Raw genomic sequence first — 21,466 nt, forward strand, 5'->3', positions numbered from 1 at the left:
GCCGCGATTAATGGTAAAAAAGTGTCACCTCTGCCGCAGCCAAACATACCCTGAAGCAGAGGGTTTTGTGAAGCAACGGATGATTGGCCTTGTGACGATACGCATTTAATGCTTATTTATACGGGTTATGCTTCGGTTATCTACAGAGTGTTATGGTTAATAAATGAACAAAGAACAAAACTATGCAGAATTAGCGCGCGATTTGGCGGCGTTGCTGGATGGAGAACGCAATTTTATTGCCGCCCTGGCGAACGCCAACGCGTTGATTAATGAACGCCTGGATGACGTCAACTGGGTGGGTTTTTATCTGATGGATGGCGCCCAACTGGTGCTGGGGCCATTTCAGGGCAAGATCGCCTGTGTGCGTATTCCGGTGGGTAAAGGTGTGTGTGGAACGGCCGTGGCGGAAAACCGGGTACAGCGCGTTGATGATGTGCATGCTTTCCCCGGGCATATCGCCTGCGACGCGGCCAGCAACGCAGAAATTGTCCTGCCGCTGGTGGTTGGCGGGCAAATTATCGGCGTGCTGGACATCGATAGCACAGTTTATCAACGCTTCGACGAACAGGATGAGTTAGGGCTGAAGGCAGTGGTGGCGGGGCTTTGCGCGCAGTTGGAGCAGTGTGATAGTGAGAAATATGTCACTACAACGGTAAGTTGATCGACAGTTAACGTGGCAATTACCGATGGCGTCATTATAATGACGCCTGTTCATGCCTGCGCTGGTTGGCAAACCCGTTGTAATCAGGAAATTTCATGGAAAATCAACCTAAGTTGAACTCTAGTAAAGAAGTCATTGCTTTTCTTGCCGAGCGTTTTCCGCTCTGCTTTAGTGCCGAAGGCGAAGCTCGTCCGCTGAAAATCGGTATTTTTCAGGATCTGGTAGAGCGTGTGCAGGGCGAAGAAAATCTGAGCAAGACACAATTGCGCTCTGCTTTGCGCCTGTATACCTCAAGCTGGCGCTACCTGTACGGTGTCAAAGTAGGCGCACAGCGCGTTGATCTTGACGGTAACCCTTGTGGTGAGCTGGAACAGCAGCACGTCGATCATGCCCGCCAACAGCTTGAAGAAGCTAAAGCGCGTGTTCAGGCACAGCGTGCCGAGCAAAATGCCAAGAAGCGCGAGGCCGCTGGCGCCGCTGCTACTGATGCACCACGCCGCCCACGCGCTGCCGGCAAACCGCCGGTTGCACGCCGTGAAGCCGGTGCTGCGCCGGAAGGCCGCAAGCCGCGCCCACAAGCCCGCCCGCAACAAACACGCCAACCTCGTGCGGTAAAAGAGGAACGTCAGCCTCGCCCAGTGCCAGTTACGGATATATCGAAACTGCAAATTGGTCAGGAAATCAAAGTCAGAGCTGGCAAGAACGCTATGGATGCCACCGTGCTTGAAGTCGCTAAAGACGGCGTACGTGTGCAGCTATCTTCCGGTCTGGCGATGATTGTGCGCGCAGAACACTTGCAGTTCTGATACGGAGGCCAACTAAGGCATGAACAAATTTGTCAGATTGACCGCAGTGGCTGGCCTGCTGTGGGCTGGCGTCAGTTTTGGTGCGGATACCGCCAACATCCGCATTGATCAACTGCCGCAGCTTCACCAGGAACCCCAGCATGCGACAGTGAGTGAGCGCGTGACTTCGCGCTTCACCCGCTCTCATTACCGCCAATTTTCCCTTGATGCAGAGTTTTCAGGCAAGATCTTCGATCGCTACCTGAATATGCTGGATTATAACCACAACGTGCTGCTGGCATCCGACGTGGCACAGTTCGCTGACAAGCGTAACCAGATCGGCGAAGAGCTGAAAAGCGGCAAGCTGGACACCGCCTACGCGCTGTACAATCTGGCGCAGAAACGCCGTTTCGAGCGCTACAGCTATGCGTTAACGCTGCTGGATAAACCGGTGGCATTCACCGGCAACGACACGATCGATATCGATCGCAGTAAAGCCCCGTGGCCAAAAGACAAGGCCGAGCTGGATCGCCTGTGGGATGCGAAGGTCAAGTATGACCGTCTCAACCTGAAGCTGGCGGGCAAGAACGACAAAGAAATTCGCGAAACGCTGACCAAACGCTATCAGGCTGCCATCAAGCGCCTGACGCAGAGCAACAGCGAAGACGTTTTCCAATTGATCATGAATGCGTTCGCGCATGAAATCGATCCGCATACCAACTATCTGTCGCCGCGCAACACCGAGCAGTTCAATACCGAGATGAGCCTGTCGCTGGAAGGCATCGGCGCCGTGCTGCAGATGGATGACGACTACACCCTGATCAACTCCATGGTGCCGGGCGGCCCGGCGGCCAAGAGCAAGGCAATCACCGTGGGCGATCGCATTGTCGGCGTTGGCCAGACTGGCAAGCCGATTGTGGATGTTATCGGCTGGCGGCTGGACGACGTGGTTTCCCTGATCAAGGGGCCGAAGGGCAGCAAGGTGCGCCTGGAGATCCTACCGGCCGGTAAGGGCACCAAAACGCGCGTGGTGACTTTGACCCGTGAGCGTATCCGCCTGGAAGATCGCGCGGTGAAAATGACCATCAAAACCGTGGGCAAAGACAAAGTTGCGGTGATGGATATCCCGGGCTTCTACGTTGGCCTGACCGACGATGTGAAAGTACAACTGCAGAAGATGGCCAAGCAAAACGTGAAAAGCCTGGTGATCGATCTGCGTTCCAACGGCGGTGGGGCGCTGACCGAAGCGGTTTCGCTTTCTGGCCTGTTTATCCCAAGCGGCCCGGTGGTGCAGGTGCGTGACAACAACGGCAAAATCCGTGAAGACGCTGATACCGATGATGTCATCTACTATAAAGGCCCGCTGGTGGTGCTGGTCGATCGCTTCAGCGCTTCGGCTTCCGAAATTTTCGCCGCCGCCATGCAGGACTATGGCCGCGCGTTGATCGTTGGTGAGCCGACCTTTGGTAAAGGCACCGTGCAGCAGTACCGTTCGCTCAACCGCATCTACGATCAGATGCTGCGCCCGGAATGGCCGGCGTTGGGCTCGGTGCAGTACACCATTCAGAAGTTTTATCGCATTAACGGCGGCAGCACCCAGCGCAAAGGGGTGACGCCGGATATCCTGATGCCGACCGGTATCGATCCGGCCGAAACGGGCGAAAGCTTTGAAGATAACGCCATGCCGTGGGATAGCATTAATGCGGCAAGCTTCACCCGGTTTGGTGATTTGAAACCGTTTGAGCCGGAACTGCTGAAAGACCATGAGCAGCGTATCGCCAAGGATCCGGAGTTCCAGTACATCGCCCAGGATATTGCGCGTTACAAAGCGTTGAAAGATAAACGCAACATCGTTTCTCTGAACTATGCGCAGCGTGAAAAAGAGAACCACGATGACGACGCAACCCGGCTGCAACGGATTAACGATCGCCTGGCGCACGCTGGCAAGAAACCGTTGAAGTCGCTTGAGGATCTGCCGAAAGATTACCAGGAGCCCGATCCTTACCTGGATGAAACCGTGCATATCGCGCTTGATCTGTGGCAACTGGAAAAACAGCCGCAGCCACAGCCGGCGAAATAACCTAAAATATAACGCTCCTTCGGGGGCGTTTTTATCAGGTGAAAATCAATCAGTTTCCTCTAGAAACAAGCCGCCCCGAAGGGCGGCTTGTGGCTACTTGCTTTGAATGTTCACGCTGATATTGATCTGGTTGCTGGTGACTGACCAGCCTCCTTTCACAGTACCAACGACCCCACCAAAAACAATGAGCAGAACACAAAAGTGTCTTTTCATTGTGCGGTTCCGTTTAAACCGCAACCATTGAAGCTCCACCGACAGAACCGCAACGATGCAAGCATGTCTTGTGCTTGCGTTTACGGTATTCAGGTTCCCTATCCGAAGGTCGGTGACCGATTGCTAGTCGGTGAGAGGGGCCGGGCAGAATCATACCATTACCCTGCTATTTGTTTGAAATTATTTGATTTTATTGGTTGGCTTGGATTCATATGAATTTGTTGGGATGTTTCGTGTCGTTAGAGATGATAGGGGGGATAGGTTGAAAAAAATAAGTAGGGCGGTTATAGTCATCTTCGTCTTGTGCTTGCGTCATTTCTCCTTGAGACCGCTAATCTCGGGGGAAACAAAAAAACCACTCTTCTGGGTGGTTTTTTTGTTTCTTTCCCTGCGCTGCCAGTGTCACTCCGATCTAATTCGCTAAATCTTACGTTTTAATGCAACAACCGTTTACAATTAGCAATCCCTGTCGAAAACGCTGATTTTGTAAAGTTTCGTATTTTTAGTAGGTTAATCACAGGTGGCACTTGAAATTGTGACCGATGCCCATACGATCAAGGGTATCTTTGGCAGCATTTGTTAACATTTACGAGGAAGCAAACATTTTATGATGCGTATAGCTCTGTTCCTGCTCACCAACCTGGCGGTGATGTTGGTTTTCGGACTGGTGCTCAGTCTGACAGGAATCCAATCCAGTAGCGTTCAGGGCCTGATGATCATGGCCGGCCTGTTTGGCTTTGGCGGTGCGTTTGTTTCACTGCTGATGTCCAAATGGATGGCGCTGCGCTCCGTGGGCGGAGAAGTGATTGAACAGCCGCGTAATGAAACGGAACGTTGGCTGGTTGACGTGGTCGGCCGCCAGGCGCAGCAGGCGGGTATCGCCATGCCGCAGGTCGCTATCTATCACGCACCGGATATCAACGCCTTTGCGACCGGCGCACGCCGCGACGCATCGCTGGTTGCCGTTAGCTCTGGGCTGCTGCAAAACATGAGCCGCGATGAGGCCGAGGCGGTGATTGCGCATGAAATCAGCCACATTGCCAATGGCGACATGGTGACCATGACGCTAATCCAGGGTGTGGTGAACACCTTCGTGATCTTTATTTCGCGCCTGATTGCGCAGGTGGCCGCCGGCTTCCTGGGCAACCGTGACGGCGAGGGGGAAGGCAACGGCAACCCGATGATTTATTTCGGCGTATCGATGGTGCTTGAATTGGTGTTCGGTATTCTGGCGAGCATCATTACCATGTGGTTCTCGCGCTACCGCGAATTCCATGCCGACGCCGGCTCTGCCAAACTGGTGGGCCGCGAGAAAATGATCGCCGCGCTGCAACGCCTGAAAACCAGCTATGAACCGCAGGAAGCGGGCAGCATGATGGCATTTTGCATCAATGGTAAATCCAAGTCGTTCAGCGAGCTGTTCATGTCGCACCCGCCGCTGGATAAACGTATTGAAGCGCTGCGTTCCGGCCAATATCTGAAGTAACGTTAGTCGGTTTAGCTTGCAGAAAAACCGCTCGCTTAGGCGAGCGGTTTTTTTTTGGCCGGCGTACGCCGCGTCAGCGATGATCACCCTGGGTTCCCGCCTGTGCGGCGCGTGGCTGGGTGATCCGCAGGCTACTGACCACGGCGGCCACGGCGGCAAAGATACCGGCCAGCACCAGCGATGCATGCGTGCCTGAATGGGGGAACAGATTGAACATCAGCGCCACCAGCGCGGCGCCGGAAGTCTGGCCCAGCAAACGCGCAGTGCCAAGCATGCCGCTGGCGCCGCCGCTGCGGTTAGACGGTGCGGAGGAAATGATCGTGTGGTTATTGGGCGACTGAAACAGGCCAAAGCCCGCGCCGCACAGCACCATACGCCAAATGATATCGACGTTGGTCGGTTGCGCCGGCAGCAGCGCCAGCAAGAATAGCCCCAGGGCAAAGACACAAAGGCCAATGCCGCCTAACAACCCCGCATGAATATGTTCTATCAGGCGCCCGGCAATGGGCGCGACCACGATAATCGCCAGCGGCCATGGCGTCAGCAGCAGGCCGGTTTCAACCTCGGTGCGCCCCAGGGCGATTTGCAGGAAGAAGGGCAGCGAAACCATCGCCAGCATCTGGGCGGCAAACGAACAGATGGAGGTGCCCATCGACAGCGAGAAAATCGGGATGCGCAGCAGATCCACCGGCAGCAATGGATACGCCTGGCTGAGCTGGCGGCGCACGAAGAAATAGCCGATAACCAGTAGCAGCGCCAATTCACCGGCGATCAGCCGCAGGCTCATGCCCTGGGCATAGCCGCTGATGGCGCTGATCAGCAGCCCGAAGGTCAATGCATTCATCAGTGCGCTGATCAGATCAAAACGTTTATTGTTGCTTTTCTGGCTATTGGCCGGCAGGAATCGCAGGCCCAGCAGCAGCGCCAGGATGCCGATGGGCAGATTAACGGCGAACAGCCACTGCCAGGAGGCCACCGAAAGGATTGCTGAGGCGATAGTCGGGCCTGCCGCGGAGGAGAACGCGACAATCAGCGAGTTGATGGCGATACCGCGCCCCAGGATCTTTTGCGGGTAGATGATACGGATCAGCGCGGTGTTGACGCTCATGATGGCGGCGGCGCCAAACCCCTGAAGCACGCGGGCGATGGTTAGGGTGAGCAATGAGTCCGCCAGCGCGCAAAACAGTGAGGTGATGCTAAAGACCAACAGCCCGGTTTGATAAACGCGGCGGTAGCCAATCATATCGCCCAGCGAGGCCAACGAAAGCAGTGAAATGACGATCGCCAATTGATAGGCATTCACTACCCAAATCGAGGCTGCCGGGCTGGCGTTCAGATCGCGGGCGATCGTCGGCAATGCAACGTTGGCGATGGCGCCGTCCAATACGGAAACGGTAATGCCGAGTGCGATGCACAGGATCGCGCCATAGCGCTGGGGAAGGGGAAGCCCATCGGTACAAGAACCCATATCAGTCCTGAGGTGGTTAATCCGGGGGAAAGTTAACATGCTAATCATAATCGCCGATGAAATCACTCTTCTGTGGCGCGCTAATTGTAAATAGCGATGATAAGCGCCGTTATATTGGCCGCATAGGTGATGGTTGCTGGCAGCCTGATTGCTGGCGGCGGGCGTTGCTCCTATACTGCACCCTGGTTTAACTTGATAAAACAGAACGTTCGTAAGGAAAAACGATGGCCAATGCACAGCCAGACAAACAACCCGACGCGGTGTCATCGGTGCTGAAGGTGTTCGGTATCCTGCAGGCGCTCGGCGACGCGCGCGAACTCGGTATTACCGAGCTTGCCCAACGGGTGATGATGTCCAAGAGCACGGTCTACCGTTTTTTGCAAACCATGAAGGCGCTGGGGTATGTGGCGCAGGAAGAAGACACGGAAAAGTACTCGCTGACGCTCAAACTGTTCGAGCTGGGGGCCTTATCGCTGCAGAATGTTGATTTGATCCGCATTGCGGATGTTCAGATGCGTGACCTGTCGAAATATACCCGCGAAACCATTCACGTCGGAGCATTGGATGACGACAGCATCGTGTATATCCATAAAATTGATGCGTTGTATAACCTGCAGATGTATTCACGTATTGGCCGCCGTAACCCGCTGTACAGCACGGCGATAGGCAAAGTGCTTTTGGCCTGGCGTAGCCGAGATGAGGCGAGCGCCATCCTTGCTGACGTGGTCTTTACGCGTAGCACGCCAAACACTCTGGGCAGCGTTGCCGAGCTGCTGCCGGCGCTGGAACAGGTGCGGCAACAGGGGTTTGCCGAAGATAACGAAGAGCAAGAAATCGGCCTGCGCTGTATTGCGGTGCCGATTTTTGATCGCTTCGGCGTAGTGATTGCTGGCCTGAGCATTTCATTCCCGACCATTCGGTTTTCTGAACAGGTTAAAGCGGATTACATTGCGCGGTTGCAGGCGGCGGGGCGGAAAATTTCTGAACAAATGGGCTACGGGGATTATCCGTTTTAGGCATGGCGCCAATGAGCGCGGAATCTCGCCTCTCCCCATCGGGAGAGGCGATTAAGCGGCAGGTTTAGCGATGGGCCAGCTCGACATCGTCTTCGCTGTTCATCACGGTTTTGTCCGTTTGCTTCATCAACTGGCTGGTCACGGTGCCGGCCGTCATCGAGCCGCTGACATTCAGCGCGGTGCGGCCCATATCGATCAGCGGTTCCACGGAAATCAGCAGGGCGACCAGGGTGACCGGCAGGCCGAGCGCCGGCAGGACGATGAGCGCGGCGAAGGTTGCACCGCCGCCCACACCGGCAACGCCAGCGGAGCTGATGGTTACAATCCCTACCAGCGTGGCGATCCAAACCGGATCCAGCGGGTTGATGCCGACGGTCGGCGCGACCATAACCGCCAACATGGCCGGATACAGGCCCGCACAGCCGTTTTGGCCGATGGTGGCGCCAAAGGTGGCCGAGAAGCTGGCGATGGATTCCGGCACGCCTAGGCGGCGAGTTTGCGCTTCCACATTCAGCGGGATGCTGGCGGCGCTGGAACGGCTGGTGAAGGCAAAGGTCAGTACCGGCCACACTTTGCGGAAGAACCTGGCCGGGTTCACGCCGGTGAGTGACAGCAGCAGGGCGTGCACGACGAACATAATGCCAAGGCCCAGATAGGAAGCGACCACAAAGCTGCCGAGCTTGATGATGTCCTGAATGTTAGAACCGGCCACCACTTTGGTCATCAACGCCAGCACGCCGTAGGGGGTGAGTTTCATCACCATGCGTACCAGCTTCATCACCCAGGATTGCAGGGTGTCGATAGCGGTCAGCACTCGCTGGCCTTTAGCTGCGTCATCTTTCAGCAGTTGCAACGCCGCCACGCCCAGAAACGCGGCAAAGATCACTACGCTGATGATGGAGGTTGGGTTGGCGCCGGTCAGATCAGCAAACGGGTTTTTCGGTACGAAAGACAGCACCAACTGCGGCACGCTCAGATCGGCCACTTTGCCCACATAGTTGCTTTCAATCGCCGACAGGCGAGCGCTTTCCTGCGCCCCTTGCACCAGCCCTTCAGCGGTCAGGCCGAACAGGTTGGTGACCAGCACGCCGACCAGCGCGGCAATCAGCGTAGTAAATAGCAGGGTGCCAATGGTTAGCACGCTGATTTTCCCAAGCGAAGAGGCATTATGCAGCTTGGCGACCGCGCTCAGAATCGAGGCGAATACCAGCGGCATGACAATCATCTGCAGCAGTTGTACATAGCCGTTACCGACAATGTTAAACCAACTGATAGAGGCCTTCAGTACCGGACTGTCCGCACCGTATACCCATTGCAGGCCCAGGCCAAACAGTACGCCGATAACCAGACCCACCAAGACCTTTTTCGCCAGGCTCCATTGCTTATGGCGGGTTTGCGCCAACAGCAGCAGCAGGGCGGCAAAAATCAGTACGTTGACAACGAGTGGTAGATTCATCCCGATTCTCCATAATATTTACTTATTTCAATATAGCTACGCACCAAACTGTAGCAAGCCGCGTATCCTAACAGTTAGGTGTTGGCGCAGCTTATACTGGAATGGAATTAAATATAATATTTTGCTATTTCCAGGGCGGGGGCGCGTGCAGCGTTAAAACCTGAAGTTTTTTATCTGTTCGACATACGATTGAACCGGGAAGGTATAGCCGCCCTGCCAATAAAGCGCAAAAGCCACCAGGCACAGGCACAGCGCACGCTCCAGTTGATTCCCTTTTTGCGAATTCAACAGCGGCAGGCAAAAACGCCAGCGGCAGGGCCACAGCAATGGCACGCCTGCGGGCGTGAGCATATCGGCCAGCAGGTGGCTGAAATAGCCGATAATCATGGCATGCAGGGCGTCGGCTGGGATAAACCAACCGCGGGGGATATTCATGTGGAAAAGCGCGATGCCGCCGAGGATAGCCAACAGGCTGTGGGTAAAACCGCGGTGGCCGAAGGCGCGGGCAATCGGCGCCGAAACCCAGCGCAACCGCTGCCCCAGCACCGAGTTGGGGTGATCGATATCCGGCAGCAGCGACGTCAGCAAGGCGCCAGGAATGATGTGCCACCAGTCGCCGCTGGCGATATCAGGCGTCACTTCTGCCTTCTTCGCCAGGATCGCGCAAGCGACAGAGAAAATAAGGTGCCCTTCCGCGGTCATGCAATGGTTATTCCGGATGTTGAGCTGGTAATTTATCCAGTATAATGTATATTCACCGGCAGTAAAACCCGTGACGCTGTAACTAATCGTGTATTTTTAGCTGATTTTATAACGGCTTGGTGCGTTTTTGGCTGAAATAGCTTAGCGAATGAGCAATGCATGGTGGGCAGCACCACGTTGGCGCATTGGCCGTATGGTGCCTGCTCGGGGGATGGAGGTTAAGACAGGTGCTCTGCGGTGAGCTCGGTGAGGGCGTTCAGTTTGCTGTCGGCCAACGCCCAGCGGGCATCATGGCGGTTTTCCGCTGCGGGAACCACGATGGAGCGCATACGCGCCGCCTTAGTGGCAATCATGCCGTTGAAGGAGTCCTCCAGCGTCACGCAGCGCAGGGGATCGGTGCCCAGGCGCTCTGCGGCCAGCAGATAGACCTGCGGATGCGGCTTGCTGTACGGCAGGTATTCGGCAGAAACCAACTGATCGAAGTAGTTTTCCAAATCGAACATTTTCAGCACCTGCTGCTGCATATGCAGCGGGGATGCAGAAGCCAACCCGATATTCAGATCCAGGCTGCGGCACAGTTCCAGTGCCTGGCGCACGCCGGGCAACAGAGGGCGCTTTTCGTTAACCAGCTCAATCACGCGCTCGATGATCCGTTTGGTCACTTCTTCTTGTGACGCACCTTGCCATGGCATCGCCTGGTACCACAGTTTTACCACCAGATCGATACGTAAACCCAGGGTATCTGGCAGTTTGTGGCGCTCGGACAGATCCAGCCCCAGTGCGGAGAAGGTATCCAGTTCGGCCTGCAGCCACAGCGGTTCAGAATCAATCAATAGACCGTCCATGTCGAAAATAGCGGTATCAATACGGTGCGAATAAGCCATTAAGGTCAACTCCTGTGGGCTTGGTGAGTGGGGCTGCTACTCTACCACCACGGCCCGCCAGACTAAACTTTTTGCCCACCGCCGCGCCATGATCCTGCTATAAATCAAGAAAACGGTGGGCGCGGTTTGCCAACTGCGGGTAAACTTAGCCTCTCGACTGCGTCGCTAACAAGGGGAAGGAATGACGTATCAACAGGCAGGGCGTATCGCCATTGTGAAACGCATTTTGGGGTGGGTGGTTTTTATCCCGGCACTGCTCTCAACGCTGATTTCACTGCTGAGCTTTGTTTATCAGCACAGCGAAAAAACCAAGGGCATCAATGCGGTTATGCTGGATTTTGTTCACGTCATGGTGGATATGGTGCGCTTTAATACGCCGTTTCTGAATATTTTCTGGTACAACTCGCCGGTACCGGACGTTGATAAAAGCGTATTCAGCGGCGCCAACCTGATGTTTCTTGTCATCTACTTTTTGATCTTCGTCGGGCTGGCGCTTCAGGCTTCCGGTGCGCGCATGTCGCGCCAGGTGAAGTTTATCCGTGAGGGGCTGGAAGACCAAATGATCCTGGAGCAGGCGAAGGGCAGCGAAGGGCATACGCGTGAACAACTTGAAGCGCGTATTACGCTGCCGCACCACACCATTTTCCTGCAATACTTCCCGTTGTATATCCTGCCGGTGGTGCTGGCGCTGGTGGCTTATTTTGTACTGAAACTGTTGGGCCAACTGGCCGCCGGCTAAGCGCCGGGCGCGGCGGCGCGTTATGCGTCGTTGTGCAGCAAGGCTTCCACCGCCCGCTGTGCCGCCACCAGATGCTGGCCGCCAAACAGGTTGCTGCGGTTGAGCTGATAATACAGCTGGTACACGGGCTGGCGTTCAATAAACGCCGCCGGCAGCGGCCATACGCTCTGATAACCGTCATAAATCTGGGCGGGCAGCTCCGGGTATAACGGCAGCATCGCCAGATCGCATTCGCGATCGCCCCAGTAGCAAGCGGGATCAAACAGCAGCGGGCCTTGCGCCGCCAGGGCGCAGTTGGCAGGCCAAAGATCGCCATGCAGCAGCGAGGGCTGGGGCTGATGGTTTTGCAGGCGCTGGTAGATGATGTCGACAATCTGGTCGATATCGCCGAAGGTCATGCCCTTTTCCGCGGCGAGCTGTAACTGCCAACCGATCCGTTGTTCCGCATAGAACTGCGCCCAGCGGCGCTGCCAGGCGTTGGGTTGCGGTGTGGTGGAAAGATCGTTATCGAAATCCAGGCCGAACTGCGGCTGCTCGCTCCACTGATGCAGGTGGGCCAACTGTTGGCCCAGGCAGTAGGCGCCGTGGGCATTCAGCGGTTTTAGCGCATGGTATTCCAGCAGAAGAAAACTGTAGTCGCGCCCGCTGCCTACGCCATAAACCTGCGGCACATTCACGGTATTGCTGCGCGCCAGCAGGGCGAGCTGATCGGCCTCGGCGGTGAAAACCGGCAACAGCTCACGAGTGTCGCACTTCACAAACACCTCATGTTCACCATAGCCGACGCGCCACGCCGGGTGGATTTCCCCACCGGGGAGTTCGGTTCGTTCACGGATCTCTGCACTGCCAAGGTGTTCGCCTAACAGACGGCTAATAGCTTGCCACATGGTCTTCCCCTCCGTGTTGCCTGCTGTTTCATTAGCTTAACGTCTTTAACTGCGGTGAGAATACGAAGCGGCGCACAGACTGAGATCATCGGCCGCCTTATTTGGCCCCGCGCCGTATTAGCACTGAATATATACGTGATTGGTTAAATTAAGTACAGGCCTGGCTCGCAATATTGGCTGTTAATCGTGGGGGAATGAAAACCGGCGGCGCGTGGCCGCCGTTATGCGGAAGCGTTAGCTGGCTGGGTGACGTTGTAACTTACTTAAACGCTCATAGAGCAGGGTAATGACAAACAACACCGCCTGCACGATAACAATGCACGGGCCGGTCGCGCCATCGATGTGGAAGCTGATTAACGTGCCAAGCACACAGGAGAAGACGGAAACCACCGTGGCGACGATCAGCATGCGATCAAAGCTGCGGCAGAGCAGGAAGGCGATAATGCCGGGCGCAATCAGCATAGCAATCACCAAAATAACCCCCACCGCCTGCAGCGAAGCGACAATGGTCAGAGCCAGCAGGCAAAGCAGGCCATAGTGCAGCAGCTTCACTGGCAGCCCGATAACGCGTGCATGGTTGGGATCGAAGCAATACAGCATGAAGTCCTTGCGCTTTAACAGCACCACCGCCAGCGTAATCCCGGCAATCAGCAGGGTCTGCTGCAACTCACCGTCGGTAATGCCCAGCATGTTGCCAAACAGGATATGCGCCAGATGCTGATCCGTATCGATACGGGCAAATAGCACCAGGCCCAGTGCGAACATGCCGGAAAACACAATGCCCATCACCGTGTCCTCTTTCACCCGGCTGTTTTCCTTCATGTAGCCGGTGGCCACTGCGCAGAAAATGCCGGAAAGAAAGGCGCCGATCGCCAGCGGAATACCCAGCACAAACGCCAGCACGATGCCGGGCAACACCGCATGCGAAATAGCATCGCCCATCAGTGACCAGCCCTTCAGCACCAGATAGCAAGACAGCACGGCGCACACCACGCCTGTGACGATGGCGGCTATGATCGCCCGCAGCATAAAGGGATAGGCGAAAGGCTCGCTGAGCAGTTGATAGAGCGTCTCCATCAGTTGTCCTCCGCATGTTCAGCGCGCGCCACGCGGCGTCGGTTGGCCAGCAGGCCATGTTTGGGCGCCAGCACGAACGCCAGCAGGAACACCAGCGTTTGCAGGGTAACGATCACGCCGCCGGTGGCGCCATCCAGGAAGAAGCTGATATAGGCGCCAATGCCGCTGGTGAGCATGCCAATCAGAATCGCGATGGCGACCAGGCGGCTGAAGCGATCGGTCAGCAGATAGGCGGTGGCTCCCGGCGTAATCACCATGGCGATCACCAGTATCGCCCCGACGGTTTGCAATGCGGCGACGGTGCAGGCGCTGAGCAGGGTGAAAAACAGGATTTTCAGGCGCAGCGGAGAAAGACCGATCGAGACGGCATGATTTTCATCAAAGAACACGGCCAGCAGATCTTTCCACAGCAGGCACAGGATCACCAGGGAAACCCCGATGATGATCTCGACCTGCAGCACATCTTCATCAGCAATGCCGAGAATATTACCAAAGATGATTGACTGCACATTTACCGAGGTGGGGTTAAGGGAGATGATCAACAGCCCCACGGCGAAGAAAGTGGAAAAAATAAAGCCGATGATCGCATCTTCCCGTAAACGGGTCACATGGCGCACCAGCGTCATCGCCAGCGCCGCCAACATGCCGGTAAAAAAAGCACCGGCGGCATAGGGCAGCCCAAGGGCATAAGCGCCCGCCACGCCGGGCACTACCGAGTGGGACAAGGCATCGCCCATCAGCGACCAGCCTTTCAGCATCAGGTAGGCGGAAAGAAAGGCGCAGGCTGCGCCGACTATTGCACTGACCCAGATGGCCTTCACCATGTAATTATAATGAAAGGGTTGCAGCAGCAGTTCCATCATCAGGGCTGTTTCTCCGTTGACTGGCGCTGGGTTGGCGGATCGCTCTTGGTGTGGCCATAAAACACCGCCGGGCGTTCATCATCGGTCAGCACCGTGACGCTGCGGGCATCATTATCGTCATGCAGTGCGGAACCGGAGAGGTTGATGTGGCGTAAAACGCCGCCAAAGGCCTGCTCCAGATTGCTTTGGGTGAAGGTGGTTTCCGTCGGGCCGGCGGCCAGCACGGTGCGGTTAATCAGGATCACCCGATCGCAAAACTCCGGCACGCTGCCCAGGTTATGGGTGGACACCAGAATCAGGTGGCCTTCATCCCGCAGCGCGCGCAGCAGATCAATGATGGCATTTTCGGTTTTGACATCCACGCCGGTGAACGGCTCGTCCAATAACAGCACCGAACCTTGCTGGGCCATGGCGCGTGCCAGGAATACGCGTTTCTTTTGGCCGCCGGAAAGCTCGCCGATCTGGCGTTGGCGAAGTTCGCTTAGGCCCACGCGCGCCAACGCGTTATCAACGCGCAGCCGATCTTCCCTGGCGGCAATACGCAGAAAATTCATTTTGCCGTAGCGGCCCATCATCACCACGTCTTCCACCAGCACCGGGAAGTTCCAGTCAACGTCTTCGGTTTGCGGCACATAGGCGATGGTGTTTTTCTTCAGCGCCTGTGCCACCGGGCGATTATTGAGCCGCACACTGCCGCGGGTGGGGCGCACCAGCCCCATGATGCTTTTGAACAATGTGGATTTACCGCTGCCGTTTACCCCCACCAGGGCGCAGATGGTGCCGCCGGCCAGCGTAAAGCTGGCATCAAAAATTGCGGTGTGGCCATTGTTATAGGTGACGGTAACGTTATCAACGTGCAGTTCCGGGCGAATGAAGGCCCCCTCTGTCTTCATTGGTTGAATCCTTTGGCAATGGTCTGTACGGTCACGTTCAGCAGATCTATATATGTCGGTACCGGGCCATCGGCAGCGGACAGTGAATCGACATACAGCACGCCGCCATAGTTGGCGCCGGTCTCTTTTGCCACCTGCCGGGCGGGCTTGTCGGAAATGGTGCTCTCGCTGAATACCACAGGGATATTATTGGCGCGCACGGCGTCAATCACCCGGCGCACCTGCTGCGGCGATCCCTGTTCATCGGCGTTGATCGGCCACAGGTAAACTTCTTGCAACTGGTAGTCTTTCGCCAGGTAGCTAAATGCGCCTTCACTGGTCACCAACCAGCGTTGGCCTGCAGGGATGCGCGCCAGGCGTTCACGCAGTGGGGCATCCAGGGCGGCGATTTTGGCGGCGTAGGCCTTGGCATTACGATTGTAGGTTTCTGCGTTGGCTGGATCATATTGCACCAACGCTTTGCGGATGTTTTCGATATAAATTTGGGCATTGCTCGGCGACATCCAGGCGTGTGGGTTGGGGTTGCCGTTATACGGCCCTTCGCGGATTGGCAATGGGGTGATGCCATCGGTTACCACAACGGCAGGCACCTGTTTGATGTTATCGAAGAAACGCTGGAACCAGCGTTCCAGATTCATGCCGTTCCACAGGATCAGATCGGCATGCTGCGCTTTAACGATATCGCGCGGGGTGGGCTGATAATCGTGGATTTCCGCCCCTGGCTTGGTGATGGATTCCACGATCGCGGCATCACCCGCCACGTTTTGCGCAATATCCTGAATGATGGTGAAGGTGGTGACGACGCGCAGTTTCTTTTCGGCGAACGCGCCGTGGCTGGCGAAAAGGGCACAACACAGCAGGGAGAGCAGCACCAGAGGGCGCAAGAGGGATGGGGATTTCAAAAACATGATGACTCCTTTCGTCTCAAATGAAAATGATTATCAATATCAATTGAGCGGAAGTCAAGAGCCTATAGAGCGTGTTTGAATATGACTTTTGGCTTAATAACAAACAACCACTGGGGAATTTATATCATGTTGTGTGTCAGGGTGTAACTATTTAAGTCTCCGCGGGTTCTGCAGCGCCTGCTAATAATGAAATACCACCGCAAAACAGGCGCCTGCTGATTGACTCGTAAATCCTCCCTTGGTATATGAATAGCGTAAGATTAGTCTAATAAATTAATACTGGCATTCATATTAGCCGGATATGCTGCGCAACTTATTGAAAGGGGTGACGAATTCTGTGAATTTAAAAATAGGCTGCCTGGTGGCAATCATGGTTTTAGCGGGGTGCGCGCAAGGCCCGCGGACGGCGGATAATAATTCAGGCAGCGGCAAGCCGCGTAATGGCTGGTTACAGCCACCACAGAGCGGGGCAAATAACCATACCGGCACGCCCGTTGCTTATAATGACTACATCCGCCAGGCGGCAAACAGCTATGGCGTTGATGAAACGCTGATCAAGGCGATTATTCAGGTTGAATCCGGGTTTAACCCAAACGTGGTCAGCACATCCAATGCGGTGGGGCTGATGCAACTGAAGGCATCAACCGCCGGCCGCGATGCTTACCGTATGAAAGGCAAAAACGGCCAACCAAGTTCGCGCGAGCTGAAGGATCCCGCGGTTAATATTGATCTGGGAACCGCCTATATCAATATTCTTCAAAGCCAACAGCTTGCCGGTATCAACGACCCCCAGACGTTGCGCTATGCCACCATCGTTTCCTATGTCAACGGCGCGGGCGCGATGCTGCGTACCTTTGCCCAGGATAAACGGGTGGCGGTTAACCGCATCAACCAGATGAGCCCGGAAGCGTTTTATCAGCATATTCAGCGCAACCATCCCGCGCCGCAGGCGCCGCGCTATTTGTGGAAAGTGAACACTGCTTATCAGGCAATGGCGATACAGCAGTAAAACGCCAAACCTTTCATGCTAAAACCGGCCGTTCAGGCCGGTTTTGTTTTTTCTCGCCCCTGGTGGGGCTGTTCAAAAAGCCGGCTAATCCCACACTGTTAGTGAAAAAATCGCACTAAAAGCTAAATTTACCTTAATAGAGAAAACTTTACGTTCATTCAATACGTTACCGGTAACTTCATTGTTAACGTTCACATCCCTGCATCCAATAAATAGATAAAAAAGTTACAAAGTGTGTTTAAAAGCCGCATAAGAAACAAGGTTGAGGTTAAATAGTTGTGATTATCTTTGGATGGAATGTGATATGTCGGACAATATAACTCATAATTCACGGCGCGATTTTTTATTAAAATCGATGACCTTAATCCCCGCAGCAGTGATCGGCAGTGGCAGCGTAGGGGCGCTGGTGGCCCCTGCGGCGGCGCAAGCAGCCAACGCCACGCAAACCAAAAATGACTATCAGCCTACGTTCTTTACCCCGGAAGAATGGGCCTTTATTCAGGCCGCCGTGGCCCGCCTGATCCCGGCAGACGATCGCGGCGCCGGCGCGTTGGAAGCCGGCGTGCCGGAGTTTATCGATCGCCAGATGAATACTCCCTATGCCACCGGTGCTATCTGGTATATGCAAGGCCCGTTTCACCCGGAGGCGCCGAAAGAGCTGGGCTATCAACTGCCGCTGGTGCCGCGCCAAATCTACAATCTGGGCATCGCCGATGCGCAAACCTATAGCAAAAAAACCGCCGGCAAAGCCTTTAACGAACTGGACGGTGCACAGCAGGATGCGCTGCTAAGCCAATTCGAATCCGGCGCGGCGCAGTTTGAGCAAGTGCCGTCCGCGCTGTTTTTCTCTTACCTGCTGCAAAACACCCGTGAAGGCTTCTTCAGCGATCCTATCCATGGCGGCAATAAAGGCATGGTGGGCTGGACGCTGATTAACTTTCCGGGCGCACGCGCCGACTTTATGGACTGGGTTGAGCGAGGGGAACGTTATCCCTTCCCACCGGTATCAATTCGTGGGGAGAGAGGGTAACGATGGCCAATTTAATGAAGAAAAAGGACGTGGTGATCGTTGGCTTCGGCTGGGTTGGCGCCATCATGGCGAAAGAACTGACCGAAGCCGGCCTGGACGTGGTGGCGCTGGAGCGCGGCCCAATGCGCGATACCTACCCGGACGGCTCCTACCCGCAGGTGATCGATGAGTTAACCTATAACATTCGCCGCAAGCTGTTCCAGGATCTGTCGAAGAGCACGGTGACCATTCGCCACAACACCAGCCAAACCGCCATGCCGTATCGCCAACTGGCGGCCTTTTTGCCGGGCACCGGCGTGGGCGGGGCGGGTTTGCACTGGTCTGGCGTGCATTTTCGCGTTGATCCGATTGAGCTGCGGATGCGCAGCCACTATGAAGAACGTTACGGCAAGCATTTTATCCCGCCGGACATGACCATTCAGGACTTCGGCGTCAGCTACGACGAACTGGAACCGTTTTACGACAAAGCGGAAAAGGTGTTCGGCACCTCCGGCACTGCGTGGACGGTGAAGGGCAAACTGGTTGGCCAAGGCAAGGGCGGCAACGCGTTTGCGCCGGATCGCTCTGACGACTTTCCGCTGCCGGCGCAAAAAAACACCTTCTCGGCGCAACTGTTTGAAAAAGCGGCGCTGGAAGTGGGCTACCACCCGTATAACCTGCCTTCGGCGAACACGTCTGATTCCTATACCAACCCTTACGGCGCGCAGATGGGGCCGTGCAACTTCTGCGGCTACTGCAGCGGCTACGCCTGTTACATGTATTCCAAGGCTTCGCCGAACGTCAATATCCTGCCAGCGCTACGCAGGGAAAAACGTTTCGAACTGCGCCCCAATTCCTATGTTCTGAAGGTCAACCTGACCGACGATAAAACCCGCGCCACCGGCGTTAACTACATTGATGCCCAGGGGCGTGAGGTTGAACAACCGGCGGATTTGGTGATCCTGGGCGCATTCCAGTTCCATAACGTGCACCTGATGCTGCTGTCTGGCATCGGCAAACCGTATGATCCGCTGACGGGCGAAGGTGTGGTCGGGCGCAATTTCGCTTACCAGAACATGACCACCATCAAAGCGTTCTTTGATAAAGACACCTTCACCAACCCGTTCATCGGCGCCGGCGGTAACGGCGTCGGGGTGGACGATTTCAACGCGGATAACTTCGATCACGCGCAGGCCGGTTTTGTGGGCGGCTCGCCGATGTGGGTCAACCAGGCGGGCACCAAGCCGATTTCCGGCTTGCCGACCCCGCCGGGCACCCCGGCGTGGGGCAGCAAATGGAAGGCGGCAGTGGCGGATGCCTATACCCATCATCTGTCGATGGATGCGCACGGCGCGCACCAGTCTTATCGTCAGAACTACCTGGATCTGGATCCCAACTATAAAAATATCTACGGCCAACCGCTGCTGCGCATGACGTTCGACTGGCAAGAGAACGACATCCGCATGGCCCAGTTCATGTATGAAAAAATGGCGCCGATTGCCAAAGCGATGAAGCCGAAACTGATCACCGGCAGCCCGAAGAACGCCAACAGCCATTTCGATACCACCAGCTACCAGACCACCCATATGAACGGCGGGGCGGTGATGGGGGAAGATCCGAAAACCAGCGCGGTGAACCGTTATCTGCAAAGTTGGGATGTGCACAACGTCTTTTCCATCGGTGCATCCGCGTTTCCGCAGGGGCTGGGCTATAACCCAACCGGCACCGTAGCGGCACTGGCATATTGGTCTGCGCGTGCGATCCGCGAGCAGTATCTGAAGAACCCAGGCCCACTGGTACAGGCATAAGGACGGCTGATGATGAAAGTTTTTGCACCCGCACTGCTGGCCAGTGCGTTAAGTTTTTCGGTCTGGGCGCAGGACGCCACGGTCAGCAGTGAACTGATCCAGCGCGGCGAATATCTGGCGCGTGCCGGCGACTGCGTGGCCTGCCATACCAATGGCAGCAGCGGTAAGACGTTTGCCGGCGGCCTGGCGATGGCGACCCCGATCGGCACGATCTATTCCACCAACATCACGCCGGATAAAAAAACCGGTATCGGTGATTATAGCTTTGACGACTTTGACAAGGCGGTGCGTAAAGGCGTTGCCAAAAACGGTAGCACGCTATACCCGGCGATGCCGTATCCGTCTTTTGCCCTGGTGAAAGAAGACGATATGCGCGCGATGTATGCCTATTTCATGCATGGCGTGGCGCCGGTGGAGCAGACGAACCAGGAATCCGATATTCCATGGCCGCTGTCTATGCGCTGGCCGTTGAGTATCTGGCGCGGTATTTTTGCGCCTGCACCGGCGGATTTTGTCGCTGATGCCAATGCTGATCCGGTGATCGAACGCGGCCGTTATTTGGTGGAAGGGCTGGGGCACTGTGGCGCCTGCCATACGCCGCGCAGCATCACCATGCAAGAGAAAGCGCTGAGCAATCAAGACGGGGATGAGTACCTTGCCGGCAGCAATGCGCCTATCGACGGTTGGGTGGCTTCCAGTCTGCGTGGCGAGCAGCGTGATGGCCTCGGCAGTTGGAGTGAAGACGAGCTGCGCGAGTTCCTGAAAACCGGGCGCAACGATAAGTCGATCGTGTTTGGCGGCATGAGCGATGTGGTTGAGCACAGCCTGCAATACTTGAGCGATGACGACATCACCGCCATCGCCCGTTATCTGAAAACACTGGCGCCGAAGGGCGGAGAGTCACAGGCGGTGCCGGTTGAGGATAGCGCGGCCAGGGAACTGTGGCGCGGCAATGACAGCAAGCCCGGCGCCGCGGTGTACGTGGATAACTGCGCCGCCTGCCACCGTACCGATGGCATGGGGTACTCGCGCGCCTTCCCGGCGCTGAAAGGGAATGCGGTGGTGCAGACGGACGATGCGACGTCGTTGATTCATATTGTGCTGACCGGCAATACCACGCCGGCGGTGCAGGGCGCCGTCTCCAATATCACCATGCCGCCGTTTGGATGGCGTTTGAACGATAATCAGGTCGCAGATGTGGTGAACTTTATCCGCAGCAGTTGGGGCAATAAGGCCAAACCGATTACCGCTTCAGAGGTTGCCAAAGTGCGTAACGATCGTTCAATGATCGCTGACGCCAAAGCCATGGGCAGCGCCCAGGTGCAGGATCATCCCGAAGCGGCCAGGTAACGGCGCTTATCGCTGGATAAACGTCTCATCCAGCCGCCAGTATGATGCCAGTCAGTTCATCCTGACTGGCATTTTTTTATCGCTGCCATAGCGCCAGCCGGGCAAAGGCGAGCCAGTCCTTCGTCTTACGTGAAATTTGCAATTTTTTACTCAACCATAATTGATAATGATT

19 protein-coding genes are annotated in these 21,466 nt (G+C 55.8%); 10 read left to right on the forward strand and 9 right to left on the reverse strand.

Annotated features, from left to right (window positions below):
* Positions 1-163 precede the first annotated feature (163 nt).
* The 4 genes from ACN28Q_RS23315 to htpX all read left to right on the forward strand — a co-directional run bounded on the left by ACN28Q_RS23315 (position 164) and on the right by htpX (position 5,225).
* Positions 164-661, forward strand: a complete 498-nt coding sequence (locus ACN28Q_RS23315; protein WP_095848513.1) for a free L-methionine (R)-S-oxide reductase MsrC — start codon at positions 164-166, stop codon at positions 659-661.
* 95 nt (positions 662-756) lie between these two features.
* A complete protein-coding gene (proQ, locus tag ACN28Q_RS23320; RefSeq protein ID WP_095848514.1) occupies positions 757-1,467 on the forward strand; it encodes an RNA chaperone ProQ in 711 nt (236 codons plus the stop codon).
* Between the two features lie 19 nt (positions 1,468-1,486).
* A complete protein-coding gene (prc, locus tag ACN28Q_RS23325) occupies positions 1,487-3,526 on the forward strand; it encodes a carboxy terminal-processing peptidase (protein WP_095848515.1) in 2,040 nt (679 codons plus the stop codon).
* Between the two features lie 820 nt (positions 3,527-4,346).
* The gene (htpX, locus tag ACN28Q_RS23330) at positions 4,347-5,225 is read left to right on the forward strand and encodes a protease HtpX (protein WP_095848516.1); all 879 of its coding nucleotides are present in this window, start codon (positions 4,347-4,349) and stop codon (positions 5,223-5,225) included.
* 73 nt (positions 5,226-5,298) lie between these two features.
* On the opposite strand, the gene ACN28Q_RS23335 is transcribed toward htpX, so the two are convergent.
* Positions 5,299-6,693: an MFS transporter gene (locus ACN28Q_RS23335; protein ID WP_095848517.1), complete on the reverse strand. Its 1,395-nt coding sequence runs from the start codon at positions 6,691-6,693 to the stop codon at positions 5,299-5,301.
* Positions 6,694-6,917: 224 nt separating this feature from the next.
* Here ACN28Q_RS23335 and kdgR point away from each other — a divergent pair, with 224 nt between their 5' ends.
* Positions 6,918-7,709, forward strand: coding sequence for a DNA-binding transcriptional regulator KdgR (gene kdgR, locus ACN28Q_RS23340; RefSeq protein WP_095848518.1), 792 nt, complete (start codon positions 6,918-6,920; stop codon positions 7,707-7,709).
* Between the two features lie 64 nt (positions 7,710-7,773).
* Here kdgR and ACN28Q_RS23345 read toward each other — a convergent pair whose 3' ends face one another.
* From ACN28Q_RS23345 to hxpB, 3 genes are all read right to left on the reverse strand, one after another.
* On the reverse strand, positions 7,774-9,165 hold the full coding sequence (locus tag ACN28Q_RS23345; RefSeq protein WP_145957823.1) for an L-cystine transporter: 1,392 nt from the start codon (positions 9,163-9,165) through the stop codon (positions 7,774-7,776).
* Positions 9,166-9,318: 153 nt separating this feature from the next.
* On the reverse strand, positions 9,319-9,867 hold the full coding sequence (locus ACN28Q_RS23350) for a metal-dependent hydrolase (RefSeq protein WP_095848520.1): 549 nt from the start codon (positions 9,865-9,867) through the stop codon (positions 9,319-9,321).
* Positions 9,868-10,085: 218 nt separating this feature from the next.
* Positions 10,086-10,751 carry a hexitol phosphatase HxpB gene (gene hxpB / locus ACN28Q_RS23355; RefSeq protein WP_095848521.1) on the reverse strand — a complete coding sequence of 222 codons (666 nt, stop codon included), beginning with the start codon at positions 10,749-10,751 and terminating at the stop codon, positions 10,086-10,088.
* A gap of 181 nt (positions 10,752-10,932) precedes the next feature.
* Here hxpB and ACN28Q_RS23360 point away from each other — a divergent pair, with 181 nt between their 5' ends.
* Positions 10,933-11,490 (forward strand): YniB family protein, encoded by a 558-nt coding sequence (locus tag ACN28Q_RS23360; protein WP_095848522.1) that lies wholly within the window; start codon positions 10,933-10,935, stop codon positions 11,488-11,490.
* A gap of 20 nt (positions 11,491-11,510) precedes the next feature.
* On the opposite strand, the gene ACN28Q_RS23365 is transcribed toward ACN28Q_RS23360, so the two are convergent.
* The 5 genes from ACN28Q_RS23365 to ACN28Q_RS23385 all read right to left on the reverse strand — a co-directional run bounded on the left by ACN28Q_RS23365 (position 11,511) and on the right by ACN28Q_RS23385 (position 16,118).
* Positions 11,511-12,377, reverse strand: coding sequence for a fructosamine kinase family protein (locus tag ACN28Q_RS23365; protein WP_095848523.1), 867 nt, complete (start codon positions 12,375-12,377; stop codon positions 11,511-11,513).
* A gap of 234 nt (positions 12,378-12,611) precedes the next feature.
* Complete coding sequence (locus ACN28Q_RS23370; protein WP_095848524.1) at positions 12,612-13,454, reverse strand: metal ABC transporter permease; 843 nt, start codon at positions 13,452-13,454, stop codon at positions 12,612-12,614.
* Entirely contained in the window at positions 13,454-14,317 is an 864-nt protein-coding gene (locus ACN28Q_RS23375; protein ID WP_095848525.1) for a metal ABC transporter permease, read from the reverse strand. Before ACN28Q_RS23375 ends, ACN28Q_RS23370 begins: the two co-directional genes overlap by 1 nt.
* A complete protein-coding gene (locus ACN28Q_RS23380) occupies positions 14,317-15,210 on the reverse strand; it encodes a manganese/iron ABC transporter ATP-binding protein (protein ID WP_095848526.1) in 894 nt (297 codons plus the stop codon). Before ACN28Q_RS23380 ends, ACN28Q_RS23375 begins: the two co-directional genes overlap by 1 nt.
* Positions 15,207-16,118 (reverse strand): metal ABC transporter substrate-binding protein, encoded by a 912-nt coding sequence (locus ACN28Q_RS23385; protein WP_095848527.1) that lies wholly within the window; start codon positions 16,116-16,118, stop codon positions 15,207-15,209. The genes ACN28Q_RS23380 and ACN28Q_RS23385 overlap by 4 nt, the downstream gene beginning before the upstream one ends.
* Positions 16,119-16,455: 337 nt before the next feature.
* Between ACN28Q_RS23385 and ACN28Q_RS23390 the strand changes: the two genes are divergently transcribed.
* The 4 genes from ACN28Q_RS23390 (at position 16,456) to ACN28Q_RS23405 (ending at position 21,294) form a co-directional block, all read left to right on the forward strand.
* On the forward strand, positions 16,456-17,127 hold the full coding sequence (locus ACN28Q_RS23390) for a transglycosylase SLT domain-containing protein (protein WP_095849176.1): 672 nt from the start codon (positions 16,456-16,458) through the stop codon (positions 17,125-17,127).
* 304 nt (positions 17,128-17,431) lie between these two features.
* On the forward strand, positions 17,432-18,157 hold the full coding sequence (locus ACN28Q_RS23395) for a gluconate 2-dehydrogenase subunit 3 family protein (RefSeq protein ID WP_095848528.1): 726 nt from the start codon (positions 17,432-17,434) through the stop codon (positions 18,155-18,157).
* 2 nt (positions 18,158-18,159) lie between these two features.
* Positions 18,160-19,944, forward strand: a complete 1,785-nt coding sequence (locus ACN28Q_RS23400; RefSeq protein WP_095848529.1) for a GMC family oxidoreductase — start codon at positions 18,160-18,162, stop codon at positions 19,942-19,944.
* A gap of 12 nt (positions 19,945-19,956) precedes the next feature.
* The gene (locus ACN28Q_RS23405) at positions 19,957-21,294 is read left to right on the forward strand and encodes a c-type cytochrome (protein ID WP_095849177.1); all 1,338 of its coding nucleotides are present in this window, start codon (positions 19,957-19,959) and stop codon (positions 21,292-21,294) included.
* Positions 21,295-21,466: the final 172 nt, after the last annotated feature.

Source organism: Gibbsiella quercinecans, assembly GCF_002291425.1.
GTDB classification, from domain to species: Bacteria; Pseudomonadota; Gammaproteobacteria; order Enterobacterales; family Enterobacteriaceae; genus Gibbsiella; species Gibbsiella quercinecans.